This window comes from Celerinatantimonas marina, assembly GCF_046054165.1.
Classification (GTDB): domain Bacteria; phylum Pseudomonadota; class Gammaproteobacteria; order Enterobacterales; family Celerinatantimonadaceae; genus Celerinatantimonas.
Genome location: NZ_JBFNXK010000002.1, coordinates 248,286 through 274,637 on the forward strand (window position 1 = coordinate 248,286; position 26,352 = coordinate 274,637).

Below are 26,352 nucleotides of genomic sequence, written 5' to 3' on the forward strand. Positions count from 1 at the left end.
ATTCAAACCACTATATCACGCTCGACTTGTTTAGCAATCAAGCCATATAGATGGCTAAATAACAAATAGGAATAAATGACAGCCAAAAACCATAATCAGCAAACTCCTGATAAACTGAACAGATGAATAGATTAAAAGCGTACCGGCATATGCGATTCAAATCGGCTCTTTGGTTACTGCTGTTAACACTCTCCGGTTGTACCGGGATCCCCGCTCACGTCACCCCGGTGACCCCTTTTGATGCAAATCGATACCTTGGGAAATGGTATGAGATTGCACGCCTCGATCACTCTTTCGAAGCCGGATTAACACAGGTCAGTGCGAATTACTCGTTACGTCACGATGGTGGACTCAACGTTTTAAATCGGGGATTTAATCCAAAGACGCAGCAATGGAAACAAGCGCAAGGCAAAGCTTTTTGGGTCCGGGATCCAAATACGGGTTACCTGAAAGTCTCATTTTTTGGTCCTTTTTACGGCGCTTATGTGATCTTCTCTCTGGGAGCTGATTATCAATACGCTATGGTCAGCGGACCAAGCCATGACTATTTATGGCTACTCGCCAGAACGCCGCAAGTCTCCGAGAGATTGAAAACTCGTTTTATCTCTCAAGCAAAACAACGCGGATTCGATACTCAAAAAATAATCTGGGTCCAGCAGCCTTAAAACCTATGGATGAGAGTGATATTTATTTGATAAAAATCAACTTCAGCTATTGAGCTTCCTGTGGGTGGAAGCTCTACACTACCGTACTGTTGATGGTATAACTTGTGGTACATCGATTTCTCATGCAAAGCCTTTCTTTGCTTTTTTCTCATAAAATCGCTAAGCGACTCGCTTTATGGTTATTGCTAATCATTTTGAGTCTTTTAGGTTGGTGTTTGATCCATCAAAGCATCACGACTGCGATCGTCCCCATCCATCTATCGACTCCAGAAGCCTACAGTGATCAGTCCTCTCAAAGTGACTGTCATCCTGAATCAGCCTATTCCATTCAACAACATCTTCATATTTGTCAAGAACCACTACTCCAATCGTCTCCCAACAAACTCCATCTCGCTATCTGGGTATGGATTAGCCTGTTGCCGCTCTTTTTATCCCAAGTCCAACGCGTCCAATATACTCATCCTTTAAAACAGCAACCTCATATTGGCGATCCCCCACTTTATCTCACCACCGCCCGTCTGCGGCATTAAACAACACGATTTTCCAGATTCATCAACTGACATAACTGTCCGTGTTTTCTGATCTTATTTTTTAGGAATTCGCTCATGCGAGAATTATATTTGCTCGTCGCTAGCCTATGGCTGGCTCAACCCGTGCTGGCTGATACCTTGCCAGCCACTGATGATTTAACATTATCTCAGGCGACTACCGAAGCGATTCGGCAAGATGATTGGCTCACGGCTAATCGACTCCAACAACAGGCTCTTGAAAATCAGGCCATTGCCGCAGGGACGTTTGCCGATCCGGTCATTTCACTATCGGCCGCCAACTTGCCTTCTGATACTTTATCGCTTCATCAAGAGGGGATGACCCAGATGAAGCTCGGGATCAGTCAGAGTTTTCCACAGGGGAAAACCCTCAGTCTGACCCGAAAAAAGCTGCGGCAGCAAGCGCAAGGAATGCCCTTCGAGCGCGAGCTGCGCAATGCAACCCTGACACTAACAATTCGTCAATTATGGTTCCAAGCCTGGTTAGCCCAACAGAGTATGGCTTTAATTGGGGAACGTCGGGCCATTTTTGAACAATTAGTCGATGTCACTGAAAGTCGTTATCAATCTGCCACGGGTAAAACGCGCCAGCAAGATGTGATCAAAGCCAAATTAGCGCTCACTCGACTGGATGACCGAATCACCCAACTCCAGTTGCAATATGACACTGCCCATCAACAGCTCAGCCAATATCTCCCCGCCGAGATGCTTGCAGGGCCGATGGCCCCCCAATTGCCGATGATTAAGCTCATCCAAGATATCTCCGTTAACGACTGGCAACGACTAGCTCCAGCTTTGGCCGCACATCCACAAGTCCGGGCCTTTGATGCCAAGCTCAAAGCCAGTCAAACCCAGATCGATATTGCCAAACAGAAATACTATCCAGCTTGGGGCGTCAATGCCGGTTACGGATGGCGTGATGACAGCACCATGGGGGCCAAACGGGCTGATTTAATCTCAGTTGGTGTGCAATTTTCCGTACCGCTCTTTACTGCCAATCGCCAAGATCAAACGCTGTCAGCCGCACGACATAACGCCGCAGCCCAAAATGCTCGACGCAATTTAATCATCAATGCCCTACGAGCCCGTTATCAACGAGACCGCCAGCAACTGCAGCGGCTTGATGAACGCGACCACCGTTATCAACAAACATTACTGGCGCAATTTCATCAACAATCACAGGCGTCGCTTAACGCCTATACCGCGGATGTCGATGATTTTGCCGATGTCATGCAAGCCTATATTGCCGAACTCGATGCTCAATTACAGGCTTTATCTATTCACGCTGCCCAGCAACAAACCCGGGCCGATTTGGCTTATCTGTTAGCCGGTCTTGCCACTCAAGGAGAACATTAATATGCGTCGTTTTATCATCATGGGCATCACGCTTATCATCGGCATTCTCATTGGCGTGAGCGCTTACCGCGGGTTTACCCAAAACAAACAAGCCAACAATACGGAACGCAAACCTCTCTATTGGGTTGCCCCAATGAACCCAAGCTATCACAGTGACAAACCCGGTAAATCACCTATGGGGATGGATTTAGTTCCGGTGTATGCCGATGACAACTCACCAACGACCAATGACGCAGGTAACGTGACCATCTCATCCTCCGTAGAAAATAATCTGGGGATCCGTCTTGGCAAGGTCACTCGGCAACCGTGGGAAAATACGATTGCGACCCTTGGGATTTTTCAGATCGATCCCTATCAACAAGTCAATGTCACACCGCGAGTTTCCGGTTGGATTGAAAAACAATTCGTTCAATCCGTAGGCGATCCGATCACACAAGGCCAACCTCTTTATACGCTCTATTCACCCGATTTGGTCAATGCGCAACGTGAATTGTTAGTGGCCTTACGCCGGGGCGATCAAAGTATGATCCAAGCCAGCGAACTGCGCCTGCAAGCTCTGCAGGTTCCCGATGCCACGATTCGAACTTTGAAAAAACAACGCAAAGTACTGCGGTCGATCACTCTTTATGCCCCCGCCTCCGGCATCATGCATCAGATCACCGCTCAGGATGGAGACTTCGTCAAACCTGGGAAAATGCTATTTAGTATCGCGGATCTCTCCAAACTTTGGCTCAATGCAGAAGTGTTTGCCGAAGATGCGGCCGCAGTCCAACTAGGCGCCCCCGTTGAGATTACAGTCTCGGCCCTCCCCGGCCGACAATGGCTTGGTAAAGTAGACTACATCTACCCGGAAGTTGATCCCAGTCGACGAACCATCCATGTTCGAGTCGTCATTGACAATCGTGACAGGGCCCTTAAACCCAACATGTATGCCCACGTCATCATTCATGATACGCACACCGCTGCCGTGCTACAGGTTCCACAAGAAGCCGTGATCCGAACCGGAGCCGAAAACCGCGTCGTAATGACCGATGGGAAAGGCCATTTTAAATCTGTAGCTGTCGAAATTGGTCGCGTCAACGATCACGCCATTGAGATCCTGAAAGGTCTACAAGATGGCGACCAGATCGTGACTTCAGCTCAGTTCTTAATTGATTCCGAATCCAGTATTGACTCGGATCTGGCCCGAATGAGCCCCCCTTCATCGGCAGTCGCTCCCCAAATGGACACCATGAATGGGATGGATATGCCGACCGATCATTCGTCTCACACAGCACATCCGGCATCCCGATCCAACATGGATAACATGAATCAAGCTGCTCATGCGGTGGAACCGGCCGCCACTCATTCATCAGCCCCCCACCAGATGATTATGTCTGACGAACAGCCCCATCCAGTACATCCAATGTCATCAGACCTAAGTTCTCATTCAACTGCCACTCAGCAGGCTTCAGAAACAGCTCACGCGATGGAGCATATGCAGATGAACCACGGAGGTCAGCATGATTAAATCGATTATCCAATGGTCGATCCATAACCGGGTATTAGTCTTAATCGCTACGGCCATTCTGATAGGCGTAGGTATCTGGTCGCTGCAAAAAACACCGGTCGATGCGATTCCCGATCTGTCCGATGTTCAGGTGATTGTCAAAACGCATTATGCCGGTCAGGCACCGCAGGTCGTCGAAGATCAGGTCACTTATCCGCTGACTACGGCGATGTTGTCGGTTCCCGGTGCCCGGACCGTACGTGGTTTCTCATTTTTTGGCGATTCATACGTTTACATCATCTTTGATGATAAAACTGATTTATATTGGGCGCGTAGCCGAGTACTGGAATATCTCAGTCAAGTGGCACCTCAACTTCCTGCCGGGGCGCGTCCGCAGTTGGGACCCGATGCAACCGGCGTGGGTTGGATCTACCTTTATGCATTAGTTGATAAAAGCGGCCATCATGATTTAGCACAATTGCGCTCACTCCAAGACTGGTTCTTAAAATATGAACTACAAACCGTTCCCGGTGTTTCTGAAGTGGCAACCGTGGGTGGCATGGTGCGTCAGTATCAGGTTAAAGTCGATCCGGATAAGCTACGGGCCTATCATCTACGTTTGAAACAGGTCAACGAAGCGATCCGTAAAAGTAACCAAGAAGTAGGTGCTTCGGTCGTTGAGATGTCTGAGGCCGAATACATGGTGCGGACTAACGGCTATTTACAAAAACTCCAAGATCTACGTGATATTCCGCTCGCCAGCTCCCCAAGTGGAACGCCGGTATTACTCAAAGATGTCGCCGATATTCAAGTAGGCCCACAGGCAAGACGAGGTGTCGCTGAACTCAACGGTCAGGGTGAAGCTGTCGGAGGCGTGGTCATTATGCGCTTTGGCGAAAATGCACAGGCCACCATCAGCGGTGTGAAAGCCAAACTAGCGGAACTTAAGCACAGTCTTCCAGATGGCGTCGAACTCAAAACCGTGTATGACCGCTCCGGGTTGATTGATCGTGCCGTGGATAATCTTTGGCACAAACTGTTTGAAGAGTTCATCGTCGTAGCGGTCGTCTGTGCCCTGTTTTTGTTCCACTTACGCTCGTCACTGGTGGCGATTGTGAGCTTACCGGTAGGTATTCTCACTGCATTTGTCGTGATGAACCTACAGGGCATTAACGCCAATATCATGTCGCTGGGTGGGATCGCCATTGCGATTGGAGCCATGATTGATGGTGCGATCGTCATGATCGAAAATCTACATAAACACATTGAGCAAACACCGCTCACTGCCGAAAATCGCTGGCAAATTGTTGCCAAATCAGCCAGTGAAGTCGGCCCGGCTCTATTTTTTAGTTTACTGATTATTACCGTCAGTTTTCTGCCGGTATTCACGCTAGAAGCGCAAGAAGGACGCATGTTCTCCCCGCTTGCCTTCACCAAAACTTACTCGATGGCCGCATCCGCGGCACTGGCCATCACATTGATCCCCGTGCTGATGGGTTATTTTATTCGCGGTAAAATTCGGCCGGAACATCACAACCCCATCAACAAGATCTTAGTTGGAGCCTATATTCCCGCCATTAAACTAGTTTTAACATGGCCTAAAACCACGTTGGTATGTGCGCTGGCCATCACCATCATCGGCTTTTGGCCAGTCTCTAAATTAGGCAGCGAATTTATGCCCCCTCTGGATGAAGGCGACCTGATGTATATGCCGACGACCTATCCAGGGATCTCGATTGGTAAAGCACGGCAACTATTACAGCAAACCGACAAATTAATTAAATCGGTACCGGAAGTTGTTTCGGTGTTTGGTAAAGTCGGCCGAGCCGATACCGCCACCGATCCGGCTCCTCTAACGATGATTGAATCATTTATTCACCTCAAACCACGCAAACAGTGGCGTCCGGGAATGACGCTCGACAAACTCAAACAGGAACTGAACCAGCGGATCCATTTCCCTGGGGTCACCAATGCTTGGGTGATGCCGATTTCGGCCCGAATCGATATGCTCGCCACCGGGATCAAAACCCCGGTGGGAGTCAAAATATCGGGGCCTGATCTAGCGACTATCCAAAAACTCGGCAAACAGCTCGAAGCTATTATCAAACCGATTCCGGGAACCGCTTCGGTCTATTCTGAACGCGTGGTGGGAGGCCGCTATCTGGATGTCGATATCGATCGGATTAAAGCCGCCCGTTACGGACTCAACATGGCGGATGTACAACAGATTGTGGCTACTGCGGTCGGTGGGCAAAATGTTACGACTACCGTTGAAGGCGTGGAGCGATATCCGGTCAACGTGCGTTATCCACAGAGTTATCGTAATAGCCCCGAACAGCTCGCCAGATTGCCACTAGTGACCCCCAGTAAACAAACCATTACCTTAGGTGATGTGGCTACGATTAAAGTCGCTGCGGGTCCTGCGGGGATTAAAAGTGAAAACGCAAGGCGTAATGGCTGGACCTACATCGATATCGATCAGGTCGATATTGGTCATTATGTCGCAACCGCTAAAGCCAAAGTAGAACAGCAGCTCAAATTGCCGCCAGGTTATTCGCTAAGCTGGTCAGGTCAATATGAATATATGCAACGTGCGAAAGCCCGCCTGCAATATGTAGTTCCACTCACTGTGGTCATTATCATGTTACTGCTGTACCTTAACTTCAGACGCATCAGTGAGGTGTTGATGATTATGTTGACACTCCCAGTAGCCGTGGTCGGTGGGATCTGGCTGATGTACCTGCTTGATTATCACTTTTCGGTCGCCGTGGGAGTGGGTTTTATCGCACTCGCCGGGGTGGCGGTCGAAATTGGGGTCATTATGTTAGTGTACTTAAATCAGTCCTATCAACGCTATAAAGAAAGTGGCGAGCCACTAACGCAACAACGACTACAACAAGCCGTCATTGATGGCGCTGGGCTACGGGTTCGCCCGGTCATGATGACGGTTTGTGCCGTCATTGCCGGATTACTCCCAATTTTACTAGGATCAGGTACCGGCTCGGAAGTCATGAGTCGCATCGCCACCCCCATGGTGGGTGGCATGCTTTCAGCCGTAGTATTGACGCTACTGGTACTACCGGTGGTTTATTACCTCTGGCACTGCCGGGATATTCAGCAAAAATAAAACAGGAAGACCAAACAGCCGCTTCAGCAAGCGGCTGTTTTACCAAAATCATGATAAACACCAAACGACCTATGGATAGGGTTACATGCATAGCGCATGTTTAACACGCTTCAGATCCAGTCATAACGCCACATCCCTGTTATTCTCATTATGAATCGATTCTGGAAAATCAGATAACTCGCTCCACCGGCTCGTCGCAGCTTCGGTATCAAGAAGACCGACAAAACCGATATGGCAATATTCCTCTTTATTTATACCATGTATGGAATACCGGCAATGACTAAACAACGATTATTGTTAATCCACATTAATCACATAATAAATTGATCTTTTTATATTTTTTAATATTAACCCGTGATTTACTGCGGATCCTTAGCAACCTTCGTTAGCAGCTTTGGACGTTGCTGACGTAACTGCTGGTCGAGCGTTATCGTCTGAAATGCAATGGCATTCATGCGCTGGTTCAGTTCATCCAGTTGCTGCTGAGCCTGTTCATAATGCTGTTTGGTTAATAGATCCCGAATGTACTGCAATCGTCCATATACCGGCGATAAACTCTGAACATAATCGCTGAGCTGTGAGGCTAAATGCTGAGCCTGACTGAACTGATGCCGGGAGATCGCCTGTTCTAAATTGGCAAAGCGGCTGCGAATACTGCTAAAGCGGGTGAACTGTTCCTGATACAGGGATTGCCACTGCCGAGAGCGATTCTGAACCTCATCCACAAACTGTTTAATCGGCTGATCATTAGGGTAAATTCGAACTAATGTATCAGCCAGCGCCAGTGCTTGCTGTTGCTGAGCATAAAAGGGTTGTTTCAAGAGTTGTTCAGAGCGCTGCTGATATAACACCTGTAAATAACGCTGATGTGCATGTAGCTGTTGATCACTAAATTGGGCCCGAAGCGCCCGTCCTTGATTTAAACTCAAAATCTGCGGCTGCACGGTAGACTGAGTCACACTGGCGAGGAGTGGATTCACATCCTGATCGCTTCCGAATCGGGCCCAAGGAACCATCAGCAAAACACCGATCACAATCCCTAACAAGCTCCAACGCACTCGTAATGCAGGACTAATCGTCGGTTTTGATGGCAATGGAGCCTGTTTAAAGCCATTTTCTAGACGATCAATCTGCTCAAAAATCAGATAGCCCAACGCTTCTAACTCGACAGATTGCTCCGACTGCAGCTGTTTTAACCGTTCATCCAACTGTTGGCAGGCTCGTTCACAGCGATACATATCCCGCAACTGCTCCAAAGCGGGAGTCAACCGTTTCAGATCCTGTGTCAGCCGTGCCAGCTGCCACTGCAGTAATTCTCGGCGACGCTCAGGAGGGAAAACGGAGTGTTGATTAAATTTATCCAACACCGCAAGTTGCAGCTCTAATCCGCTCGCCAAACCGGGAAGTCCAGTCAATTTCGTACCAGCCACCGTAAAGTAGCAGGCCACCAATAGATCAACCCCTTCACTCAGTGCGATTGTCACACAATCGTCATAGACCTGTTGCCACTGGATCCCACCGGACAATGGATTAAAACGTTGATTGATCGCTTGCCGGATCTGCTGATACCGCTCCGATTCTCGAAGCTGCCGCTCATCATCAACTAGAATGAATGGCCGACCTTCACTATAAAACAACTGGCTCACTGTACTTTTTCCATAAAAAGCCCGCAGTATCACTCCGGGCCTTAGTGCTTAACGCATGCTTAATATAAATGCTGAGGTAATCGGAATGATTTAAACAACGCATCAGTAAATGGATTACCGTCGACCTCTGAGGTTAACCGGTACACCATCTGGCCTTTGTCGATATTGAATTGATAATCCACGCTCGTAGAACTCGCACCAACAATCCGCCCCTGTCGTAGCAGGCGGAAGAATGACCAAGGCCCTTGAATAGTAATGCTTCGTGGCGAAACATTCGCAGCCGTCGGCACCAGCGTCAACTTGGTCATTGCGGCATCTCGTAGGCTATTCGGCCATACCAGTTCCACACTACTCTGAGCGCCGTGACTGTATTCCACATACTGGCCATCAATATTGATGATACTGCGAATTTTATTACCACTGAGTCCCAAGGGTTCCAGTGAGAATTCCACATCCAGTACCCCTTTACGATTAAAGAAGGCATGCTGAATTTTCTCGGCATTATGGATTTGTTGCAGGATCTGAGCGTTAATCAGTTGCTGATGTTTCCCGGAAGAATCCGTCAGTACGACGTTTTCATCAAAGAACATTTTCAGTTGATGATCATAGAACTGGCTCAGTGTCCCATCCGGAGCAAAGAAGTCTTCGAAATCTTTCAGCGATACATCTTTTCTGGCACGTGGATCAAACGGATAACGAGACGCTAGTTTCTGCTGATATGGGGTGTAAACATCCTGCTGCCAACGATCCTGCAAGTAACGGATCGCTTCCTGCTTGAGTACAAACCAGCTTTCATCGGCTAGTTTATCCACCAGCTGTTTCATCGGTGACGGCAGATTGGAAGCTATGCGCTGTACCGTATAAATCGGGTCACTGTTTTCTAAAGTCAGCCGGGCTTTAGTTGCATCCAACGCGGCTTTCCCCATATTGGGAGCACTTTGTATCGCTTTCAGGTATTCATCTAACTGATTGACAGCATCGACCACTTCATTCATATAAGCTGGCTGATCACCCGATTTTAACAGCAGCGCATTAAGCTTATTGAACGGTTCGGCTATCCGCGCCGCCACCGCATATTTATGCGACTGCAATAGCGCCATCCGTGCTGAATCATCTTTAGGCAGATTCGGGAACAGCTGGGTATTATGTTGCACGCTTTGTAGTAGACGACTCAGCGGCTGCATACTCCCCGAAACATGATCCAGCACATTAATCGCATCATCCATATTAGTGAAGTATTTGATATCCACATGGCCTAGTGCATTGCGCCAGTAGTTGGTGTAATCAGCAATATAGAAATCACGAATTCGCTCTCTAAGTACATCTTTATCCGCTTCGCTATACTGAGAATTCTGGCGCTCGCCCAAAACCCAACTATCGATCAATGCTAACCCGGAGACCGACGAGAGCTGTGGCAGAAAATAGTCATTAAAACCTTTCTGAGTAAACAACTGCGGGATCAGCAGATCGTCGCGATTGGGGGTATTAGTCTGCGTAGATGGCGTCGTAATACTTTCTGTTCCCGGAGTATGCTTCGTGGAGGTCGCAGTCGATATAACGGGCGTTGCTGGAGCCCCTTGCGCAAACACGATATTAAATACCGGCCCAATCGCTTTCGGCAGATCCAGCGGTGCTCCCAACACTAATTCAGCACTTTGTTTGAGATTTCGATACACCCGTTCGGCAACCGGAATTTGGCTCAATTGCTGCTGTGTTTTCTCAATCAGAGAGGCATAAGGCTGCATAGCCAACTGAGCTTGACGGATCCCCCGACTACGGTCATCTTCCAGATTGGTATGCTCCATTGCATAATCCAGATGGCTCATCAGCATCTGCTGCGTCTGGGGCTGTCCGGGATACTCTGTTTGCCAAACTTTTGAGAAATAGTTTTCAACATAACTTTTACGCCGACCACTTTGATCGGTCATCATCCGGTAGACCCGCAGCAAACTCAGCCGCTGTTCATCATCAGTCGCCCGGGTTAAATCCGCGATCACCTGTCGCATCAATACCGGTAAATACTGTCCTTTCAGCGCGCCAAGATAACTGGTTTCGACTTTCGGACCAATTGTGGCCCCCTGATACAACCCCATATCCGCCAGCACAGGAGTCCGCTCCCGATAAAAACCGAAGGCGAGTGTCGCATCACGCAGCATATTCAGCGGTGCCAGCAACGATTGTTCATTTTGTCCCTGCCAGTCTATCCCAGCATATTGCTGTTTATACACAGCGACCTGATTTAGCACTTCGTCGGCCTGATGACTATTTTTCAGATAATAACGCTGCCAACCACCGACGAGTAACACCGACGCAATCACGCAGGTCAGCGTCGAAAGTGTCATCAACTTCCGCTTATGCTTAGCGGCCCGGAAATTATCCGATGCAAGCCCCGCTTCCGGATAAACAATCCGCTCAAACAGTTGCCGAGTAAAGAAAGTCGTCGAGTTATCCGCATCCTGAGCGCTATTAATGGTTTCGCCCAGTCCATAACGGCGAGCCGCGGCATCCACAAAGGCATCGGTCGGAACCCCCTGCTGATAAACGGAGGTAAAATACACCCCACGCACTAAGGCTGAAGTTGAAAACTGATCGCTGGCCAGCGCATCCTGAAAAAACTGGCTCAACACATCAAATAGACCGGCCAACTGCCGGGTAAAACTATAGATAGCGGTACGCTCAGCCGCATCTTCAGCATGCTGCAACGCTTTAGGTAACAGCCGATTCAGCCGTTCAATAAATTGCTGATAGGCACTCGAAAATTCTTCGAGCCAGCGATCAAAATTTTCGACCGAATCCAACGTAAAGGTAAAACCAAGCACTTCGTCACGCTGCTCTTTGGTATATTCCTGAAAAAACGGCTCAAATCCATACAACAGATCCAATTTGGTCAGCGTGACATACACCGGCATTCGAGTCGCCAGATTTTCCATCAATTCCCGCAGCCGGGCTCGGATCAGGCTGGCATAAGCGCGTCGCTCCGAAACCGATGCCGTTGCCAAATGTGAGATATCCAGTGCCAACACCACGCCGTTTAAGGGGCGGCGACTGCGGGTTTGTTCTAACCATTGAATAAAGTTCAACCATAACCGCCGCTCCAGCTCACCATCATTCTCGGCCTCGTTATGCCGCTGGGTCAGCAGTTCACCATCCGGGTCGATCAGGACCGAATCATCACCAATCCACCAGTCAAAGGAATAGGGGTTTTCACTTTTACGCCCGGAAGCTCGCATCACATTTGAAAATACAAAATTCTGACCGGAACGATTGATCAGGCTGGTTTTCCCGGCTTTTTCCAGTCCTAACACCAGATACCAAGGTAAGGCATACAGATAATTGCGCCGATTCAGGCTGTGCTGCATATTTTGCATCACCTGATCCAGTTCGAAGCGCTGCCGCTCTTCATAACGCTGGATCGGATCGGCCTGTAGCTGCACCTGATGGCTCTGCTCTTCTTGCATGTCATGCAATCTGCGCCACTGCAAAAATCCCCACCATCCCAACAGCAACAGTGTCCATAACGCACTGGCCAAACTCCGGGATAACACCGACGAAAGCGGATGTGAACCATGATAACTTAGCCACGGACCAGCCCACCAGATCGCCACATGCACCAGAATAAAAATGGCCGCAACCAACAGAGGCATCGCCGATTGGAATGCCGCCAGCAACGGCTTGGCTAATTGTTTAAAAAAAAGTTTTAAGTATCGAAACATACAATATCGTTCCTGCGTTAATCGGCTTGTTGCTGTGCTAAATACTGGATCAGTGAAGGTTCCCAATCGGCGACCTTCATCTCGCTAAATTGTTGGTATAAAGCATGATAGGTTTGGCCTGCCATCGCGCCTAATTGATGCTCCCGCATCACATCGGCACCCAGCATTTGCCAATAACAGCGCTCGCGAGGTTCTTTAGCGGTATTGAGGCCATCATTGAGCATGGCCAGCGCCACTGAGACACCGCCTTCATGAGCTAACTGCATTGACTCCCGGCGTTTTTCATCCCAACTTCCCGGAGACTGTGTGGATTGACCACTTTGCTGCTGAGCCTGTGCCAACCAACTCTGCGTGGCTTCGCTCATAAAAGGCGCTCCGCCTTTAAAACAATAGCGGGTCAATTGGGGCAGCCGTTCAGTAAATTGGACAACCTCCTGCATAATGGCGGCGGCCCATCCCGGCTCACCCAATTGCTCGGCAATTTGCGCACTCAGATAATGACCATCCAACCAGTATGGAGCGACAGTGAGGCTCTGCTCAACTTTACGCCACAGTGCTAAATCAGCACCTCGCTGCCATTGCTCTTCATACTCACGGACGCGATCGCCTGACACCGGCATCAACTGGGTTTCACCTTGACCATTCGCATCAGGTAAAGAAGTAATCGAAAACCAAATAGCAAATCGCCGCAATCGCAGCCCTTGTAAATCGGCGACGCTATTCCCCATTTCACTCAGAAAATCAGCGACTTTCAGCAGCGCCTGTTTAGTCGCCCGTTCACTGCTGCCATCGATATGCAAACTCGCCGTTGTAGCGGTAGTCACCGCTCGCTCCGGAGCACTCTTCGAAGCAGGCAAAGACTCGGGAGTCGTAGTGACTTCCGCCGCAATCGCTTCAACCGTCGTTTTTCGCTGGATCAGAGCCACTAAAGCCACTAAATCTTCATCAGGTAATCCGGCCTCTTGGACCACAACCAACCATTCTTCAACAGCCGCTTGAAGCTCTTGTTTTTGCTCAAAATCGAAAGTGGCTATCTCCAGTTTTTCCGCCGACTGACGACTCCGCTGGACGATTTGCGAGAAAAATTTACGCCGAGGCAATGCCCCGCGTTTGCCCGGAGCCGGAAAACAGCTCTCCCAGTATTCCCGGATAAAATCGGCGCAAATTAAAACCGATGCGATATAGCGTTCGGCAGTGGCTTGATTTTGTAAGCACTGCAATAAAATCGTCAGAATTTTGAGATCTTTAGTCCGTTCACTTAACAATTTAAGAGCACTGGATTCAACCTCATGCCACTGCACTTCAGCATGTGATAACGAGCCGACTTTGATCATCTGGGATTCAATAAAATCCAGCAGTGGATCTTCTCGCAGCCGTTCTCCAACCGCCTGTTCACCAGCTATCGGCTGGGCCACCCGTGCCCGGTATTCAGAAATCTTCATCATCAGTTACCAATCACAGGCTTGCCGGAGGACCTGAATCGAATCATTCAGCCCCTGAGTATCAAACGTTAAACCATCGATCTGAGGCTGATTCGATCGCAACAGCAATGATGAACTGTGCGTCATCACTTTCATCAGGCGAATCGCCAGCAATCCCCGTCCAGCTTCTAACACCAATCCTGAGTCATCATTGAGCCAGCGCTGGGTATCGGTGGTCGTTCCCAATACTGAGATCGATACCCGCCCCGGCGCAATCGGCTGCGGTAAAATCAGAGCAACCCGACTAATCTTATCCATGCAACTCAGCATTAAGATCGGGGATGCCGGCGTAGTAGCATGTTGCGACGGTGTGTGTCGAGCGGTTGTGGTTAACCAAATGCCTTGCTCAGGTCGGGATGAATTGAGCATGCTTAAGTGAAAACCACTCGAAGCCGCAGCCTGCTGTTCACTATCCACGGCCCGCTGCCAAATAAGCGGGACATCCTGCGACACCGCAGCACTTTGTGATGGGCGAACTGGCGTAGCAAAAATGTGGTCAAAGCATTGCAGCCGTTTCAATCGCTCCGGGATCTGGGTACACCGCTTGGCACTCACCACTTGTTCCGAAGGGGCTAGCGTCTCAGGGCCAGCGGCTCGGGTCTGTAACGGATACCCCAGTAATCCCCCAAGAGTGATCAACAGCCACCCGCTGGCCGCGTATTTCAATTGCATTAGTGATCGATCTCCAGTTTCTGACATTTGTGCGCTAAGGTTCGTTTCGGCAGACCTAAACTCTCGGCCGCTTTGGCCCGATCCCCGTTAAATTGCTCCAGACGAGTACGGATAATCCGAGTTTCATAACAACGCACCGCTAATTTCAAGTCATGGACCTGCGCACAAGCAGCTGAATTTTGGGGGATGGATTCCGGTGCCTCCGCCTGTAGGGAGGGTTCATTGATGAGCATTTCCAAGCGCGGCCCCAAATGCGGCAGTTGCAATTCTTCATCGTCATTAGCTTGGGCACAGCCATATTCGATCAGGTGTCGAAGTTCCCGAACGTTTCCCGGGAAAGTGTACGATTGCAACCGATCCAGAACACTGTAATGGATCCCTCGAACCTGCCGCTGTTGCTGCTGATTAAACTGATCGACAAAGTGTTCAGCGAGTAGCTTTAAATCCGCCAGACGTTCTCTTAACGGAGGTAACGCCAGCGGATATTGGCATAACCGATAATACAGATCTTGTCGGAACTTTTTACTTTTAACCTGATCCGCAAGGGCAACATGGGTCGCCGCGACCAATCGAAAATTAGAACTGACTTCACGGCTACCACCAATCGGACGAAACTGCCGTGTTTCTAAAACCCGTAATAATTTAGCTTGCAGTGTCAACGGCATATCCCCGATTTCATCTAAAAACAACGTGCCCCCATCGGCCTGTTGAAGCAGTCCTTTCTTCGCCGTCGAAGCGCCTGAAAACGCGCCCTTCTCATAACCAAATAGCTCACTTTCCAACAGTGAATCCGGAATAGCCGCACAGTTAATCGCAATAAAAGAGTGTTGGGCACGATCCGATAACTGATGCACTGCTCGGGCAACCAGCTCTTTCCCAGTACCGGTTTCACCTTGGATCAACACCGAAAGGGCCGATTGAGCCGCCTTAATGGTCTGTTGGTGTAAACGCTGCATCGGTTGACTCTGCCCAATTAAAAAATGGGACAGCTGGAATGAGAGTTGATCCCGCTGCCGCTCTTCCTGCATCCGAGACAGTGAAGCTCGCAACACATCATGTTGACTATGTTGCTGAGTCAGTTCCGTCAAGAGCAGCCACTGATGCATAAAAATATGACTAAACTGACGCCAAGCCGATTGTAATAGCAGTTCACTCAAGATGGTTTCCTGACCGATAAAGACCACAAAAGCGCGGATCTGCCCCCCATTTCCAGGGAGTGGACAGAGCAACACCCCATCACCGCTTCGGCGCACAGCCGTCAGTTCAGCAAACGCACTATCCCCCAGCCAATAGGGCAACTTATCCGTCCCCAATAACATCGGCTGTCGATGCTGCAGAATATGGGCAAACGGATGCTCAAAGTTATCAACTTCCCAGCTTAACGACGGATGCGAACCCACCACCTGCAACTGACGCCCATCGACACACGGAGCCACTAGATGACTTTCTGCAATCGACAGTAATTCGGTTAACGCATGCAGATAGTGTTTCACCAATGAAGTATCATCCCGGAAAGCCAGCATCTGCGCCGCATACTCTAGCCAACTGGTCATGACTTAGTGCACCTCACCCACAAATTCGCCTTCAACCACCCGCATAGCGACATGCGTGACCGGTTCCTGACGAGCTAATTTGTTCAGCAACGCCAACGATACCGGCGGTAGCAGCTGTCCTTCGATGATCGCTTCCAACATCCGGGCCCCATTTTCACTGCGGGTGGCTCGGCGCTGAATTTCAGCGACCAGTTCATCGGCAATCTCGACACTGGCGTGATAACGCTGTTTAAACAGGGTTTCAAGCCGGGCTAATTTGGCCCGAATGATCCGTTCCAACACCTCGTGGCTCAGTGGCAGATAAGGGATCACTTCCATCCGAGCCAATAACGCGGGTTTGAAGAACCGCGCCAATTCCGGATATAAATTCGGTTCAATCGCTTGGGGTTGATCGGCATAATCAACAATGGTCTGATAGCCTAAGTTCGAGGTTAAAAAGAACACGATGTTCTGACAGTCGATCAAACGGCCTTCACCATCGGCTAACTCGCCTTTATCAAAGGCCTGATAAAATAGATTCAGCACTTCCGGATGCGCTTTTTCGACTTCGTCGAGCAATACAATCGAATACGGCATTTTTCGGATCGCTTCGGTTAATACCCCGCCTTCGCCAAATCCGACATACCCTGGAGGAGAACCAATCAATCGGGATACCGTATGTTTTTCCTGATATTCCGACATGTTAATGGTGGTTAAAAATTGTTGTCCGCCATAAAGTTGCTCGGCCAACTGCACCACTGTTTCGGTTTTGCCAACGCCACTGGGGCCGACTAATAAAAAGGCGCCTTTGGGTCGTCCGGGACGGCGCAAATCCGCCCGCGCGGTCAACAGATGTTTATGGATCCGTTCAATCGCCAATGATTGCCCTTTGATCTGCGCCTCTAGAATCGCCGGTAACTGAGTAATTTTTTCCAGTTCATCGGCATGCATCTGATCAACCGGCACCCCGGTCCAGTCCGCAATCACCTGCGCAATCTGCTGCCGGCCAACCTGCGGATACACCAGCAGTTGTTGATGATCAATGGCATCCAACTCCTGATAGCAAGCCTCTAATTGCGCTTCGATGCTGAGCACTTCGCCCGCTTCATCATCGCCGTCATCCATCTCTTCAAATGTTGAGAAAGCCGCCGCTTCAGCCGCCTCGATCGAGGCTTCTAATTGTTGATTGGTTGGCAAATAATCCACAGCGTCTTCAACCACAGCTTCAACTACGGGCCCTTTCTCCTGTTCCTGAGATCCCTGCGTCTGGGCCGGCTGCGCTCTTTCAAGCAACGCCGAGCGCAGCTCAATAATTTTTTCAACTTGCTGTTTTTGAGTCTGCCAGGCCTGATATAGAGCATCATAAGCAGCTTGATCCGCAAGCTCCTGCTGCTCTAATTCAGCCAAATGCGCGGTATCAACCGACTCTTGTAACAACTGTTGACGATGCAGAATCGTCAGTTCCAGTTGTCGTTGATGGCTGGCATTTTCCAGTTCGGCTAATCGCCGAGGAGGTGCTGTTAAGTTAATCGCAATCCGGGCACAAGCGGTATCGAGCACATCAATCGCTTTATCAGGTAACTGTCGTCCGGAAACATAGCGATCCGAAAGCTCTGCGGCAGCCTGCAAGGCTTCATCACTAATTAAAACCGCATGCGCTTGTTCATAAACGCGATGTAACCCTCGCAAAATATTCACGGTCGCCGCTGCAGATGGCGGGTCGAGTTTCACCAACTGGAAACGCCGAGTCAGCGCCGGATCTTTTTCAAAATATTTTTTGTATTCTTTCCAGGTGGTCGCAGCAATCGTCGACAGTTCCCCGCGAGCCAACGCCGGTTTCAGTAAGTTCGCCGCATCACCACCGCCTTCCTGATTGCCTGCACCGATCAAGGTATGCGCTTCGTCGATGAATAGGATTATCGGCTGCGGCGCATTTTTAACTTCATCGATAATGCCTTTCAAGCGCCGCTCAAATTCCCCTTTGACGGAAGCTCCAGCCTGCAATAATCCCAGATCCAGCGACATGAGTTCCACGTTTGCCAATGATGCGGGCACCTGACCGCTCACGATACGCTGCGCCAATCCTTCAACCACCGCACTTTTACCAACGCCTGCTTCACCAACGACAATCGGGTTGTTTTTTCGGCGTCGACACAGAATATCGATCATCAAACTGATCTCATCATCTCGACACAGCACCGGATCGAGCTCACCTTGACGCGCCAATTCGGTAAAGTTGCTGCAATAGCGATCCAGCGCCGTTTCCCCTTGCGCACTCGGACTGGCCATCGCCACCGCTTTTTCCAGAGTTTCCTGAGTTGGTGATTCGGAAGAATGCTGCGTTAACCCCTGAAACTGACGGCGCAGAGTTTCACGATTCAACGCCGCAAATTGTTCCATCATGGCCACGCTCAAATAACGTTCAGGGCGCATCAGCGCAGCAATAAAAATAGCCCCGGAGCGCAGCTGATTTTCATTAAGTTCAGTTGTGGTTAATAGCCAGGCATCCTGCAACAGCTCCACCAACAACGGTGAAAAAGCCGGGTAACTCTGGAGTCCTTGTTCCCGGGAGCGAGCCTCTCCGACTAACTGTTTCACCTGATGATGATCCAACTGACAGGCTTTTAAGATCTCACGAACATCCGAAAGCGGATGATCCAATAACGTAAATAACAAGTGCTCAAAGGTCACTTCCGGGTTTTGCCGGGCCATACATTCAGCGGCAGCTTGCTCTAACGCCAGTTTGGTCTGGCTGTTTAATTTTTTTATTAATGTAGGGAGCTCAATTTGAATCACAGGGCCGTCCTTTAATGCAAAATCTGATTAAGTTGTGCCAGAACATCGACTGACTTTTCATGCAGTGCCAATGAATAACCGATAAAGATCAATACCCAGAACACCCCAAAACCGGCAAATACCGACCATAACGGCAGCTGTTTACCTAATTTTTGCTGAGTTGCGACCACATGATCCGTTGGCGATGTTAACGGCCCCGGTTCTTCATCTCGCAGCCTAGCCAGAGTTTGATAAAGATTTCGGATCACTTTCTGATATTCCTGATGGCCGTTATCCATCACTTTGTAACGCCCCTCAAAACCGAGTGAGAGGCACAAATAGATAAACTCAAGTAACTGCTGATAACGCGTGGGCTCACCAATCAACCGGGATAAAATGGTAAACACCTTCTCTCCACCCCAGGTTTCATTGTGAAATCGGGTCAAGAGCGAATGTTCAGCCCAAATACTGTCGGCCCCCCAAGCCGTATTCATCACGGCTTCATCAACAAACGAGCACAGGACATAGCGATAAGCTAAAATCACAGCATGTTCATAGCCAGCTTCAGTCAGCTCCACTTCGATCGCTTTCACTTCATCTACGGCTTGCCGGTAGACCGCATCCACCTGTTCGCAAAACGATAATCGGCGAATACGAACCGCCATCCCCAGCAGAGGCGTCGCCGCATCGATCATCGGATTAATATTTTCACCACGCAGCTGAAACCAGTAATCCTGGTCTTTATCAATGTTGCGAACCTCATCAAACAGCAACCCGTCAAAACTCTGCAGCTCCCGTGAGCCAACTGTTAGCAAATCTGTCATGGTCTAACTCCGAATTGCCCAAAATTGCAGTTCAATCTCTGGAAATTCCCCTGCCACATGGAAGGCAAAACCACTGGCATTCACCAGCATGGTCCAGGCCTGACTGGTTTTATCGAGTTGGTAATAGGTATAACCGGCATGATAGGGGAGCTGTCTTGGCGCGACCGGCAGCGGTGTTAATGGAACACCGGGCAGTTGCAATGCAATCAGATCTCGAATTTTCTCAACGGAAGCGACTTTAGTCTGCTGAATGAACAGCCGTCGCAGCTCATCTAATGGCATCCGAGCTTTCACAGCTAAAATAAATTCTGCATGATCAATGAGTTGTCGATCCTGCAATGGCGCAACCATCAACCCATATTTACGTTTCTGCAATTGCAGGGATACAGCTTTCGGTTCCAGAACAATGCTCAGGGATTGTCGTAACAATCGCATCACATGTAAAAAATTATCCGTCGGTAAATCATGGTTATAATTTCCCAACTCTGGAGCCATCCGGCTTTCATCGGTAAACGTAGCCAACTCGCCACACATCATCGACAAGGCTTCATAAACTCGTTCCGGATGCACTCGACCTAAACCCGCTAAGTGATGCAGATGGGGCTGCATCCGGTTTAAAGCTTGCAACAGCATAAAATCTGAAACATCGGCGACGCCCCCCTGCCCCGGAGAACCAATCCGGGTTGCGATATTGCTGGCGCGTTCACGCATCAGTCCGGAGACCTCATTAATAAAACGCTGTAAGGCGCTAATCGCTCCGATGTTAAAATGGCAGGGAATAAAATGCTCATCCAGCAATACGCTGCCATCCGGACGTTTCTCTAAAATTTTTGCAATCGCAATCGAGCTATAAGCACTACGATCTTCACGCCCCAACATCAATTTGAGTTGCACCGGACTGACATCGATATTCGCCTGAGCGCCCTGAGAGGAATGCACATCTCGCACTGACTGCGAAATCGATTTGTACCGACCGGACCCCGCTTCATCCGGCCAACTGATTTCGGTAATCGCATCGCTCCGTAGCGGAAGCGCCAGATAGATAATCTGGTTTGCCATCGAATCATCGGTCACCGCCAACGGTTCCGGCAGTTGATCTTCCTCGGGAATATTAAACACAGTACCATCGGGCATTACCCCAATAGCCCGGGCAATAGCGATCGAGCCAAAACTCAAATATTCAGGATTTAAGCTCAATTCGGTCACGCCATATAAATAGCGACTGACGGACTGGATCCGCTCATCGATAAAATATTCAAAGTAACGCTGTTGCTGTTGAAAATGCTGGGGCTTGATAAACAGCCCCTCATTCCAAACCACTCGATTTCGGGAAGCCATCGATCATTCAACCTTTTCTACAACCACATCGTTAGATTTCAGTAATATCAACAGATGATATTCATGACCTAACGGTTTCACCTTAACGACTTTTTTCCACTGGCTTTTATCGGGATCAGAATAGCTGGCCATCACCCCGATATAACGGGTATCGTCATCCAACTGGATCGGATCGACAAATTTAAACTGACCGGGTGTCAACATGTAGTCGTAGTCGTCGACATAGTTGCTTTTCAGGGCCTTCTTATAATGATTGGCTAGTTGCTCATAATCCGCGGCTTTAAGCATGGAATCATCTTCCAGCTCAAAGACTCGCACCTGGATCGGAGTCGCAGTGCCATCCGTAGCATTCGGATTAACATCATCCGTGGCCGCCAGACTGAATGTCACCGTACTGGGCAGTGATGCATAATCAATTTTGTCATCACTACTGCCGAAGCTACAGCCTCCCAGTAATAACAATCCGCATAAAATGATGAATACGCGACGCATAATTAAACCTCCTGTTGTTTAAGGCGCAGCTCTCGATCGTAAGATTGATCGAAAATTTCCCAGAATAATTTTTCAAATCCATGCTGGCGGTTTGAAGTTAGCTCTTGATAGTAACTACGGTACATCTGCCAGGCCCACGAATCGGTTTCCACTGAAGCCGGTTGATTGCTGCGACGATAGTTGTGAAATCGTTTCATCAACACATCCGGTGAAAATGCGCGCAGGATCTGCGCCAAAGCCTGAGTGGTCGCCGTCTGCACCGCTTCATTGTGGTGTTTCACGGTCCGCAAACTCTCCTCAATGGCGGCCGGAGCCGATAAATGCACCATGCTGCGTTTGGCATCAAACATCGTCTGAATGGTTTCGTCATACGACAGTCCCAACCGCAACGGATTATCTTCGATAGGTTGTAAATTTTTATTCATCAGCCCATAGCGACTCTCACTCACCTGCTGATGCAACTCGAGCAACCCTTGAATGGCCGCGCGCAATGACGCCCCCATTTCTTCAGAAAGTGCATGCATCTGCCCCATATCATTCGGGTCCCCAGCATGTGCCCCTAGTCCTTTCAGCATCGGACCTGTGACCATGTGGTTTACTTCACTATCGTCTTCCACTTGCAGGTCCGGTTGTTGAAAGCCGCTGTAGACGGAAGCACTCTCACGGGCAGCCGACTGTTCCTCGCTGACGCGTCCAAGCTCCTGTTCTATTTGATCCAATGGGTCTAAATCCTGACTATTCATTTGAAATTGCTCCTCATGAGGTAAATCACTCAGCAAATCGAGAGGATGCTCGATTGAACGAGGGTGTATCGAGGGTTGAACCGGACGATCCGCGCGAGTATGGACCATAACATCCTGTTTTAACTCGATAGCGGCATCATCATTACGTTGGTTATCGGCCTGAACCAACAGCGGTGCTCCAACCCAAATTTGATCTTCAGCACTCAGGTAACGACGACGTTCATCGTCATCATCTACCGTTTGATCTTGCAGGTAATCTTCTAAAGTCAACTCTGAAGCGGTGAGCTCATCTAAGGCACTTAAGGGATCATCAATGGTGGGCATATCCATCTCGAGCATGGCCTGTGGATCCCCATCCTGTTCCCAAGCCATTCCTTCCTGAGGTTCCAAAAGTGAGTCTAAATTGTGGCCAGAATGCAACACCGGTAAGCTAGAATTGTGCTCGAAGCTCACCCGAATTGAATACGGGCCAATGCCAACGACATCATTGTCATTGAGCCGGGCATGACGACCATAACCAATCGGCATCGACGCACCATTCATAAAAGTTGTGCCACATACATCGGTAATGCAAAACTCGTCATCCAACAGATGGATCAAGCAGTGGCGCGGTGCAATTCGACCTTGACGATCCCGCAATACCCATTGCTGAGAGGGATCTGCACCAATGGTTCCCCCCTGCTGATCAAAGCTCATCACAGCCGAACCACCTGCATCCAACTGTTCGGTATTGGTGACCACCAAAGTGACCTGTGAAAATTCCGACATCTCACCTTTTCCTATCGAATATGAATGAGAACCTGACGATCTCGTTCGCTACCACCCATGAACGAATACCATCCCAGCGACGAACAATGACGGGCACTGAGCTGTAAAGTCGGGATCTCGTCACGCTCTAATTCCAGAGCCAGATCGAATGCCATCTGTTCACGTAAAATAAATTCCATTAATTTACAAAAGGTCTGATATTCCTTTCCGGTCGGTAAAAAATCCTTAAATCGCTCAAACGAGAGGGATTTAAAACAAATGACGAATTTCCCCATACAATCGGTGATCTGATCACCAATGACGGTCTCTACGCCTAAACGAGCATTGGCCATTCCCAGCGAAAACTTTTGTTCCGGAGCAATCGCAACATGCCGCACTTGCCATTGCTGGATTGAGACATCCGGCAAGTCGAAATAATGTGACACAATACCGGCGACAACCTGTGGGGAACGACTGCGTCCGGCCAGAGTCCCCGCATAAGAGAGCATTTTGCACCAGTTGATATTGGCTTCCCGGCGCAACTCTTGATCGGCTAAACCAACCAGAGCGAACAACTGTTCGGAAAACGCATCCCCGGCTTCTTCCCGAAATCGAACGTAATAGCGATATTTACGCCAAATCTGGTACACCAAGGTGATCAATCGGTGATTAAAAAAATCCAAAAACGGCTTTCTTAAACCCTGCTCACCTTCGGTCGCGATCTGCTCTAAAAAGAACCCCGGCAGTGGCGACTGCGCACCGGATAAACCAAAAAAGGAGGTCTGCAGCTGATAACGTCCCTCTTGTGAGCATGACAGCTCCCGGATATCGCTGGCGGCAAAGCCTAGGCTTGGGTTGCCATGAAATAGTAAATTTTCACTGACCCCCCCGGCTTGTTGCTCCGGATCGTCGCCCAACATCCGATGCAACACTTCCACCAGCTGGTAAAAGTTATAAGATTCGATATGCGACGGAACAACCCGCGCTGCATCGCTCTCTTTTAAATCAGAGGTTGCTGTCCGACCTGCGTTCCCCATGAATACCTTTCACGATTATCAGCATTAATCACCACCAGCTCATGAAACGAATTGATACTGGCATACAAAGAAAAAAATCGGCTCAAGACCGTCCCAAACAGGTACAGCTCGCCTTCAGAACCAAATGATTTTTGAGAGAGCGTTATTTCAGAACGGAGTCCACGGATCGGAAGCCCTCTCAAAACCTTTTCGATCGGTTTAGATTGAATATCCTTAATCCCTTCCAAGCGGTGTCGTGCTATTTGTTCAGCCTGTCGATCCACCAGAGCGCGAAAGTCATAAGCCCGTAAAATCGAGCTCAACGCATCTTTGGATAACAGCGATAAATAGTTCAGGGATAGATTTGAGATCAAAGTCCACAACAAACTACCATCTAAAACCGGATGCAGTGGCTGAGTCGGCTCGGTAATATTTCGAAACGAAGCAAACGAAGGTGAACTCTGGGTTTCAACACTTAAATCACCTTTGCCTAGCTCCAGCGGCAATTGTCGGTTGGTACAGGTCAGTTGTAGTGAAATTGCTTCGGTGAGTCCTAAATAGTCGGTTTCATCACTGCGAACAAATGAAATGAAATGCTCGAATCCATCATCCCGGATACTATTTTTAACCCGCAACCGGTAATAAAGTGCCCGGCGCTCATTGGCTCGCTCAATCTCATGCTGGAAACTTTCAAATGGGGTATAAATACGCTCCTGTCCCCGTTCCCGGCCCGTAGTTGTCGAAGCCCAACCTTCAACCCGATCTACACTAAAAATTTCAAAATGAGCGGGATAACGACTGGAAGGGATCACCCGATATTCAGTTTTACGACCATTTAAATCAATGGGATCCGCATCATGGGCGAACAAGTTAATCGCCGGTGTACAGTAAAGCTGAAAACTTTCTTCCCGGATCCGCACATCGGCAGGTAACGTTTTTCTGAAGGTGAATTTAAGCGTAAATTGCCCGCGAATCGATGGTGAAACGCTTTTTCCAATACGACAAATATCAAAAAATAGAAATGCTTCCGGAAAGGCTAAATATTCCTGCAACACCCGATAGCCTTCATAGACATTCTTTGGATAGGGTAAAATACTGTCAGCTGATTCAAATCCGACCGGATGAAAACAATCCGCCGGTAACCGGTAAATATCATCACCCACGACGACATCAACCTGCCCTAAATAGTGGCTCATCCACAAGTAGAGCATCTGGGCCGAATAACTCTGTCCCCCCAGATAAAAACGCAGATCCTGCAGATCAATTTCAGCCAGACTCTGATCCCCAAGAATTGCCATATCCAGTTCGATAATGGATGCATCACGCGTGTGATGCACACTGACCCCAACATTTTCCAACGGATAAATATCCACAGCTCGACAGGTGGTAAAATGACAGACTGTATTCAATACCGGAATACTATCCATCTGCACTCCGGACTCAATTCGCTGCCGGGTACTAATGGCTTTATCGTTAGGGCTAAATTTCGTGATCGTTAAGCTGGGAATGGGCCGTAAATAATTAGGCCACAGCATATTGATGATCGAATGAGTCAGCTCCGGAAATTCATCATCGACTTTCTCCCGCAGCCGACCAGTCAGGAATGCAAAGCCTTCCAACAGTCGTTCGACATCCGGATCGGTGGTTCGTCCATTCAAAAAACGAGACAACTGTGGATACAACTCGGTAAACACTTGTCCCTGTTCTTTTAAGAACGCCAGCTCTTCACGGAAGTATTTATCCTGTGACACTAGATCACCCTATATTTGCGACTATTATCCAGCAGCAGATCAATCTGAACACCATCATGCAGTGCTCCCCGATTGATCTGGGCAGTAACATGAAAACGCAGATTCAATGGGCTATCCGGGTCATTCAAAACCCGAACATCCAGCTGATTCAAGCGTGGTTCATAGAGTTTCAGGCATTTACGAATCGCCATACGGATTTGCAACGCTAGATCACGGCTACCTAGTGTTGCATCGTTAAAATCGATCAATCCCAACAGTGGTGCACTCATTGACTCCCCAATCCGGGTATTCAGTACATTTGAGATATTGCGCTTAATCGAATCTAAAACGTCCTCGGCTTTTGGTCCTTGAGTCATGGAACGCGCTGGGGCGTCAGCTTCTAATCGTTCAAAAAAGCTGACACCATACGCACTCTCTTCCAGAGCAACGTATCCCAT

General features: G+C 49.0%; 18 protein-coding genes. 5 read left to right on the top strand and 13 right to left on the bottom strand.

Annotated features, from left to right (window positions below; genetic code table 11):
* The first annotated feature begins 149 nt into the window (after nucleotides 1-149).
* The 5 genes from ABUE20_RS03525 to ABUE20_RS03545 all read left to right on the top strand — a co-directional run bounded on the left by ABUE20_RS03525 (nucleotide 150) and on the right by ABUE20_RS03545 (nucleotide 7,185).
* On the top strand, nucleotides 150-665 hold the full coding sequence (locus ABUE20_RS03525; RefSeq protein WP_408618457.1) for a lipocalin family protein: 516 nt from the start codon (nucleotides 150-152) through the stop codon (nucleotides 663-665).
* A gap of 122 nt (nucleotides 666-787) precedes the next feature.
* Nucleotides 788-1,195 carry a hypothetical protein gene (locus ABUE20_RS03530; protein ID WP_408618458.1) on the top strand — a complete coding sequence of 136 codons (408 nt, stop codon included), beginning with the start codon at nucleotides 788-790 and terminating at the stop codon, nucleotides 1,193-1,195.
* A 75-nt stretch (nucleotides 1,196-1,270) separates the two neighbouring features.
* Entirely contained in the window at nucleotides 1,271-2,569 is a 1,299-nt protein-coding gene (locus ABUE20_RS03535; RefSeq protein WP_408618459.1) for a TolC family protein, read from the top strand.
* A gap of 1 nt (nucleotide 2,570) precedes the next feature.
* Nucleotides 2,571-4,079: an efflux RND transporter periplasmic adaptor subunit gene (locus tag ABUE20_RS03540; RefSeq protein ID WP_408618460.1), complete on the top strand. Its 1,509-nt coding sequence runs from the start codon at nucleotides 2,571-2,573 to the stop codon at nucleotides 4,077-4,079.
* Nucleotides 4,072-7,185 (top strand): efflux RND transporter permease subunit, encoded by a 3,114-nt coding sequence (locus ABUE20_RS03545; RefSeq protein WP_408618461.1) that lies wholly within the window; start codon nucleotides 4,072-4,074, stop codon nucleotides 7,183-7,185. Before ABUE20_RS03540 ends, ABUE20_RS03545 begins: the two co-directional genes overlap by 8 nt.
* Nucleotides 7,186-7,544: 359 nt before the next feature.
* Here the strand turns inward: ABUE20_RS03545 and ABUE20_RS03550 are convergent, their stop codons facing one another.
* The 13 genes from ABUE20_RS03550 to tssE are packed head-to-tail and all read right to left on the bottom strand — an operon-like array spanning nucleotide 7,545 to nucleotide 26,352.
* Nucleotides 7,545-8,831 carry a type VI secretion system ImpA family N-terminal domain-containing protein gene (locus ABUE20_RS03550; protein WP_408618462.1) on the bottom strand — a complete coding sequence of 429 codons (1,287 nt, stop codon included), beginning with the start codon at nucleotides 8,829-8,831 and terminating at the stop codon, nucleotides 7,545-7,547.
* 59 nt (nucleotides 8,832-8,890) lie between these two features.
* On the bottom strand, nucleotides 8,891-12,544 hold the full coding sequence (tssM, locus tag ABUE20_RS03555) for a type VI secretion system membrane subunit TssM (RefSeq protein ID WP_498038920.1): 3,654 nt from the start codon (nucleotides 12,542-12,544) through the stop codon (nucleotides 8,891-8,893).
* A gap of 17 nt (nucleotides 12,545-12,561) precedes the next feature.
* Nucleotides 12,562-13,986: a type VI secretion system protein TssA gene (gene tssA, locus ABUE20_RS03560; RefSeq protein WP_408618525.1), complete on the bottom strand. Its 1,425-nt coding sequence runs from the start codon at nucleotides 13,984-13,986 to the stop codon at nucleotides 12,562-12,564.
* A gap of 6 nt (nucleotides 13,987-13,992) precedes the next feature.
* Nucleotides 13,993-14,697: a type VI secretion system-associated protein VasI gene (gene vasI, locus ABUE20_RS03565; RefSeq protein WP_408618463.1), complete on the bottom strand. Its 705-nt coding sequence runs from the start codon at nucleotides 14,695-14,697 to the stop codon at nucleotides 13,993-13,995.
* Nucleotides 14,697-16,250 (bottom strand): sigma-54 interaction domain-containing protein, encoded by a 1,554-nt coding sequence (locus ABUE20_RS03570; protein ID WP_408618464.1) that lies wholly within the window; start codon nucleotides 16,248-16,250, stop codon nucleotides 14,697-14,699. Before ABUE20_RS03570 ends, vasI begins: the two co-directional genes overlap by 1 nt.
* A gap of 3 nt (nucleotides 16,251-16,253) precedes the next feature.
* Nucleotides 16,254-19,025, bottom strand: coding sequence for a type VI secretion system ATPase TssH (gene tssH, locus ABUE20_RS03575; protein WP_408618465.1), 2,772 nt, complete (start codon nucleotides 19,023-19,025; stop codon nucleotides 16,254-16,256).
* 11 nt (nucleotides 19,026-19,036) lie between these two features.
* Nucleotides 19,037-19,828 carry a type IVB secretion system protein IcmH/DotU gene (gene icmH, locus ABUE20_RS03580; protein WP_408618466.1) on the bottom strand — a complete coding sequence of 264 codons (792 nt, stop codon included), beginning with the start codon at nucleotides 19,826-19,828 and terminating at the stop codon, nucleotides 19,037-19,039.
* A 3-nt stretch (nucleotides 19,829-19,831) separates the two neighbouring features.
* The gene (gene tssK / locus ABUE20_RS03585; protein ID WP_408618467.1) at nucleotides 19,832-21,166 is read right to left on the bottom strand and encodes a type VI secretion system baseplate subunit TssK; all 1,335 of its coding nucleotides are present in this window, start codon (nucleotides 21,164-21,166) and stop codon (nucleotides 19,832-19,834) included.
* Between the two features lie 3 nt (nucleotides 21,167-21,169).
* A complete protein-coding gene (gene tssJ, locus ABUE20_RS03590; protein WP_408618468.1) occupies nucleotides 21,170-21,658 on the bottom strand; it encodes a type VI secretion system lipoprotein TssJ in 489 nt (162 codons plus the stop codon).
* Nucleotides 21,659-21,660: 2 nt separating this feature from the next.
* Nucleotides 21,661-23,169 (bottom strand): type VI secretion system-associated FHA domain protein TagH, encoded by a 1,509-nt coding sequence (gene tagH / locus ABUE20_RS03595; protein ID WP_408618469.1) that lies wholly within the window; start codon nucleotides 23,167-23,169, stop codon nucleotides 21,661-21,663.
* Between the two features lie 11 nt (nucleotides 23,170-23,180).
* The gene (gene tssG, locus ABUE20_RS03600) at nucleotides 23,181-24,185 is read right to left on the bottom strand and encodes a type VI secretion system baseplate subunit TssG (protein ID WP_408618470.1); all 1,005 of its coding nucleotides are present in this window, start codon (nucleotides 24,183-24,185) and stop codon (nucleotides 23,181-23,183) included.
* Entirely contained in the window at nucleotides 24,149-25,915 is a 1,767-nt protein-coding gene (gene tssF / locus ABUE20_RS03605) for a type VI secretion system baseplate subunit TssF (RefSeq protein ID WP_408618471.1), read from the bottom strand. Before tssF ends, tssG begins: the two co-directional genes overlap by 37 nt.
* Nucleotides 25,915-26,352, bottom strand: a complete 438-nt coding sequence (tssE, locus tag ABUE20_RS03610; RefSeq protein WP_408618472.1) for a type VI secretion system baseplate subunit TssE — start codon at nucleotides 26,350-26,352, stop codon at nucleotides 25,915-25,917. The genes tssF and tssE overlap by 1 nt, the downstream gene beginning before the upstream one ends.

Coding starts and splice junctions, on each gene's coding strand:
- tssE (WP_408618472.1), bottom strand. CDS start 26,352: ATGGGATACGTTGCTCTGGAAGAGAGTGCGTATGGTGTCAGCTTTTTT.
- tssM (WP_498038920.1), bottom strand. CDS start 12,544: ATGTTTCGATACTTAAAACTTTTTTTTAAACAATTAGCCAAGCCGTTG.
- ABUE20_RS03535 (WP_408618459.1), top strand. CDS start 1,271: ATGCGAGAATTATATTTGCTCGTCGCTAGCCTATGGCTGGCTCAACCC.
- ABUE20_RS03525 (WP_408618457.1), top strand. CDS start 150: ATGCGATTCAAATCGGCTCTTTGGTTACTGCTGTTAACACTCTCCGGT.
- ABUE20_RS03540 (WP_408618460.1), top strand. CDS start 2,571: ATGCGTCGTTTTATCATCATGGGCATCACGCTTATCATCGGCATTCTC.
- tagH (WP_408618469.1), bottom strand. CDS start 23,169: ATGTCGGAATTTTCACAGGTCACTTTGGTGGTCACCAATACCGAACAG.
- ABUE20_RS03545 (WP_408618461.1), top strand. CDS start 4,072: ATGATTAAATCGATTATCCAATGGTCGATCCATAACCGGGTATTAGTC.
- tssA (WP_408618525.1), bottom strand. CDS start 13,986: ATGAAGATTTCTGAATACCGGGCACGGGTGGCCCAGCCGATAGCTGGT.
- ABUE20_RS03570 (WP_408618464.1), bottom strand. CDS start 16,250: ATGACCAGTTGGCTAGAGTATGCGGCGCAGATGCTGGCTTTCCGGGAT.
- icmH (WP_408618466.1), bottom strand. CDS start 19,828: ATGACAGATTTGCTAACAGTTGGCTCACGGGAGCTGCAGAGTTTTGAC.
- tssG (WP_408618470.1), bottom strand. CDS start 24,185: ATGGGGAACGCAGGTCGGACAGCAACCTCTGATTTAAAAGAGAGCGAT.
- vasI (WP_408618463.1), bottom strand. CDS start 14,697: ATGCAATTGAAATACGCGGCCAGCGGGTGGCTGTTGATCACTCTTGGG.
- ABUE20_RS03530 (WP_408618458.1), top strand. CDS start 788: ATGCAAAGCCTTTCTTTGCTTTTTTCTCATAAAATCGCTAAGCGACTC.
- tssK (WP_408618467.1), bottom strand. CDS start 21,166: ATGGCTTCCCGAAATCGAGTGGTTTGGAATGAGGGGCTGTTTATCAAG.
- tssJ (WP_408618468.1), bottom strand. CDS start 21,658: ATGCGTCGCGTATTCATCATTTTATGCGGATTGTTATTACTGGGAGGC.